This window comes from Nitrospirota bacterium, from assembly GCA_016214385.1.
Taxonomy (GTDB): Bacteria; Nitrospirota; Thermodesulfovibrionia; order UBA6902; family JACROP01; genus JACROP01.
The window spans coordinates 1-4,410 of record JACROP010000006.1; the positions used below are offsets into that span (position 1 = coordinate 1).

Annotated in this window: 4 protein-coding genes; 2 read left to right on the forward strand and 2 right to left on the reverse strand. The window is 43.8% G+C overall.

What is annotated here, in order from left to right:
* Both HZC12_00220 and tsaD read left to right on the forward strand, forming a co-directional pair.
* A partial coding sequence (locus tag HZC12_00220; protein MBI5025162.1) for a hypothetical protein occupies positions 1–681 on the forward strand: 681 nt, incomplete at its 5' end.
* Positions 682–745: 64 nt separating this feature from the next.
* The gene (tsaD, locus tag HZC12_00225) at positions 746–1,732 is read left to right on the forward strand and encodes a tRNA (adenosine(37)-N6)-threonylcarbamoyltransferase complex transferase subunit TsaD (GenBank protein MBI5025163.1); all 987 of its coding nucleotides are present in this window, start codon (positions 746–748) and stop codon (positions 1,730–1,732) included.
* Between the two features lie 8 nt (positions 1,733–1,740).
* On the opposite strand, the gene lspA is transcribed toward tsaD, so the two are convergent.
* Positions 1,741–2,256 (reverse strand): signal peptidase II, encoded by a 516-nt coding sequence (gene lspA, locus HZC12_00230; GenBank protein MBI5025164.1) that lies wholly within the window; start codon positions 2,254–2,256, stop codon positions 1,741–1,743.
* Positions 2,253–4,410: isoleucine--tRNA ligase (gene ileS, locus HZC12_00235; GenBank protein ID MBI5025165.1), on the reverse strand; the 2,158-nt coding region annotated here is incomplete at its 5' end. The genes ileS and lspA, both read right to left, overlap by 4 nt.

Sequence of the window (4,410 nt, forward strand, 5' to 3'; positions counted from 1 at the left end):
AAGGAATATATAACTGATATTCTCGAGAGCGGAAGACATCTGCTGTCCCTGATAAACGATATCCTCGATTTGAGTAAAATAGAAGCGAAGGGAATGGAACTTGAGTTAAGCGAGTTTTCGTTGAGAGACCTTCTTAATGCAAGCCTATTGTTTTTTAGAGAAAAGGCCCTCAAGCACAGGATAAAACTTTCCTTTGAAATGGATGAGTCGTTGCGACTGTCGTACCGACAAAAGTTAGACAGCATTATAGCGGATGAGAGAAAGCTCAAGCAGGTGTTGCTCAACCTTTTAAGCAATGCCATAAAATTCACGCCTGAAGGGGGAAGCGTGCGGGTAACTGCACGAAAAGGGATTAGGGATTTGGGATTAGGGGTTAGTGAACAAAAACCAATCCCCAACCCCCAATCCCCAACCCCTGACGCTGATTTTGACATGGTCGAAATCAGCGTAGAAGACACAGGCATAGGAATATCAGAGGAAGACCAGGCAAAGTTGTTTCAACCCTTTCAGCAGCTTGAATCGCCTATAACAAAGAGATATGCAGGTACAGGGCTTGGGCTGTGCATTTCAAAGAGGCTTGTTGAGCTTCATGGCGGGAGGATCTGGGTTGAGAGTGAAGTTGGCAGGGGAAGCAGGTTTGTATTTACAATACCAACCCACTTTCAAAGTATAGCCTCATAAATGCGCTATGTTTTATATAATTCCCCAAAAACATCTCCGTGGCGTGTTATAAAATTAGCTTATTATGTTTATCCTCGGCATAGATACATCCTGTGATGACACATCGGCTTCGATAGTCGAAGATGGCCATAAAATTTTCTCTAACGTTGTATCAAGTCAAAGCGAAATTCATAAAAAATACGGTGGCATTGTCCCTGAGCTTGCATCAAGGCGTCATATAGAAATGATATGGCCTGTTGTTGATGAGGCTATAAAAGGAGCCGGCATGGGTATTGAGGATATATCTGCTATTGCAGTATGTCATGGCCCTGGCCTTATAGGCTCTCTCCTTATTGGTGTGTCCTTTGCCAAGGCAGTTGCCTATGCAAAAAGTCTTCGATTGGTTGCTGTAAATCATCTCGAGGGACATATCTTTACTGCAATGCTTTCAGAGCAAAGACCTGAATTTCCATTCCTATCTCTAATTGTTTCCGGAGGGCATACAGTTCTTTACAGGGTTGATGGATTTGGCATTTATAGAGAGCTTGGCAGGACAAGGGACGATGCAGCAGGAGAGGCATATGATAAGGTTGCAAAGCTTCTCGGCCTGGGCTATCCAGGCGGGCCTATTATTGACAGTCTTTCAGTTAAAGGAGATGGCAATGCAATACCATTTCCGAGGGCCTATCTGCCAGGGAGTCTCGATTTTAGTTTCAGCGGCCTGAAGACCGCTGTCCTGAACCATCTGAAAGAAAATCCAGGCTCACGTAAAGAAGACATAGCAGCGAGCTTTCAGGCAGCAGTTGTTGAAGTCCTAATTGAAAAGACTATTGATACTGCAAAGAGAGAATCAATGAAAAGAGTTGCCCTCTCAGGAGGTGTGTCTGCAAACAGTGCCCTGCGGGCTGCTATGAAACAAAGGGGCTCTGAGGAAGGAATAGAGGTTTATCTGCCATTGCCAGAGTTCTGTACAGACAATGCGGCTATGATAGCAGCCGCTGGATATTATCACTTTGTTAATGAGAAGTTTGCGACCTTTGACTTAAATCCCAGGGCCTATCTGCCTCTTTAGTCAGCCCCTTACTTGCACCTCCGGGGTGCAAGTAAGGGGCTCATACGCCTGGGCCATAAATTGATGGCGATGTATAATAGAAGTCCGATGCTGAGGGCTGAATCAGCAATGTTAAATGCAGGCCAGTGGAGATTCCCGATGTGGAAGTCAATAAAATCAACAACATGGCCGAGTGTAAGCCTGTCTATGAAATTTCCTAAAGCCCCTCCGAGGACTAAGGAAAGAAGAAAAATCTCCGATCTCTGTGTTAACTTAATGATGTAGATGGCTATAAAAGTTATTGCGATGACAGAGATAATTATAAACAGGTCATTGCCGAGGCTTGAAAAGAGGCTAAAGGCAGCGCCTTTGTTTTTTACATTTACAATCTGAAGCACAGGCAGTATTTTAATTGCCTCGTAGGGTCTTACATATGCTTCAATGAGATGTTTCGTTACCTGATCCAAAACCACCACTGTCAGGGAAACCGCAGATATGAAAAGCCCGTTTCGCTTCAGTGAATCCTTGATATTTAAATGTTTCATCCCTTTAACACCTTATAACATCTCCCGCACAACTCAGGATAATCTTCGTATTTGCCAACATCGAGGCTCCAGTTCCAGCAGCGCTCGCATTTATGCCCCGGTGCTTTTTCGATAGCTATTGCCAGCCCATCAATTTCTGAACTCACATAAGCATCATGAGGGGCTTTCCCATCCTTGAAGATTTCTATTGATGAGACTATGAAAAGCGCAGGGAGAAAAGTTGTGTATTCTTTGAGTAAATTGTATTTGGCATCAGAAAGAAAAAGGGTAATTTTTGCCTCAAGGGAATTTCCGATAAATTTTTCCTGCCGTTTTAATTCCAGGGCCTTATTGACTTCATCCCTTATTTTAAGCAGGCCCTCCCATTTCTTCTCGAGTTTCTCATCCAGAAATTCTTGCTCTACCTCAGGAAACTCTGACAGAAAAACACTTTCCTCCTTTTCTTTAATAAAACCCCATATCTCTTCTGCTGTAAATGAAAGGATTGGCGCCATCATCTTTGTGAGTGCAACAAGAACTTTGTAAATGACCCATTGTGAAGCCCGCCGTTCTTGTGAGTTAGCCTTAAAGGTATACAGCCTGTCTTTCAATATATCCAGGTAAAAAGAACTCATATCTATTACGCAGAAGTTGTATATTGAGTGGAAGACTTCGTGAAATTCAAAATTTTCATAGGCCCTGTTAACCCTCTGGATAAGCCTCTGCAGCTTGCTCATGGCAAGCCTGTCAATTTCAAGAAGAGATTTTCTGTCGATAGAAGAGGTGTAATCAAAGTCATAGATGTTGCCCAGCAAAAACCTGCATGTATTTCTAATCTTTCTGTAGGCCTCTACAAGGCGTTCAAGGATTTCCTTTGAAATCCTCATGTCCTCTCGATAGTCAGCAGCCGATGCCCAGAGCCTCAGTATCTCTGCTCCGTGTTTGCTTATGACTTCCTGAGGTGAAATGACGTTCCCCAATGACTTAGACATCTTCTTCCCCTGACCGTCAACAACAAAGCCATGGGTCAGGACTGCCTTGTAAGGGGACATATCCCTTGTACCTGTGGAGCATAGCAGGGAGCTCTGAAACCATCCCCTGTGCTGGTCGCTTCCCTCAAGGTATAAATTAGATGGCCAGGACAGTCTCTTATCAGCCTCTACAACAGCGGCATGGCTTACACCTGAGTCAAACCACACATCCATAATATCCTGCTCTTTAATAAAATCAGAACCACCGCAGCTTTTACACCTGTAACCTTCTGGTAGAAGTTCTGTTGCGCTTTTTATAAACCATATATCAGCACCTGCCTTTTCAACTTCAGATACTATCCTCTCGATAGCCTCACGGTCCATTAAAAAATTTTTGCAACTCTTGCATCTGAATACTGTTATTGGAACGCCCCATGCCCTCTGCCTTGAAATGCACCAGTCAGGCCTGTTCTCAACCATGCCATAAATTCTCTCTCTGCCCCACCTGGGAATCCAGTTGACTTTATCAATCTCAGAAAGGGCTTTTTTCCGTAAATCGTTTTTTTCCATGGATATAAACCACTGTTCTGTAGCGCGAAAGATTACAGGTTTTTTACATCTCCAGCAGTGGGGATAGGAATGGGTGATTTTCTCAGAAGCCAAAAGGGCATCCTTGCTTTTAAGCAAATCAATGATTTCTTGATTTGCCTTGAATACATTTTGTCCAGCGAAGTCTTTTATCTCTTCTGTAAAACAACCTTTATCATCAACCGGTGCGTATATGTCGAGGCCGTATTTTAACCCGGCCTCGTAGTCGTCTTCGCCATGCCCAGGGGCAATGTGGACAATGCCTGTTCCCTCGGCAAGCGAAACAAAATCTCCGAGTATAATCTTAGAGTCTCTTTCTATAAACGGGTGTTTGGCCTTGCCTCCCTCAAGAACTGCGCCCTTAAACCTATGCAGCACGCCTTTTAAAGAAAGAGTTTCTCTCAGGGGCTCAATACGTTCTTCAGCAATGATGGCAACCTCTCCGTTTATTTCAGCCGCAACATAAGTAATATCGGGATGTACTGCGAGGGCGAGGTTTGCAGGCAGGGTCCATGGGGTTGTCGTCCATATAAGGATAGATACCATTTTACCCGAAAGTGATGGTAATACTTTTGCAATCGCATCTTCTTTTAAGGCGAACTTCACATAAATAGAT

Excerpts from the sequence above, each read along its gene's own strand:
- lspA (MBI5025164.1), bottom strand. The coding sequence starts at position 2,256 with ATGAAACATTTAAATATCAAGGATTCACTGAAGCGAAACGGGCTTTTC.
- tsaD (MBI5025163.1), top strand. The coding sequence starts at position 746 with ATGTTTATCCTCGGCATAGATACATCCTGTGATGACACATCGGCTTCG.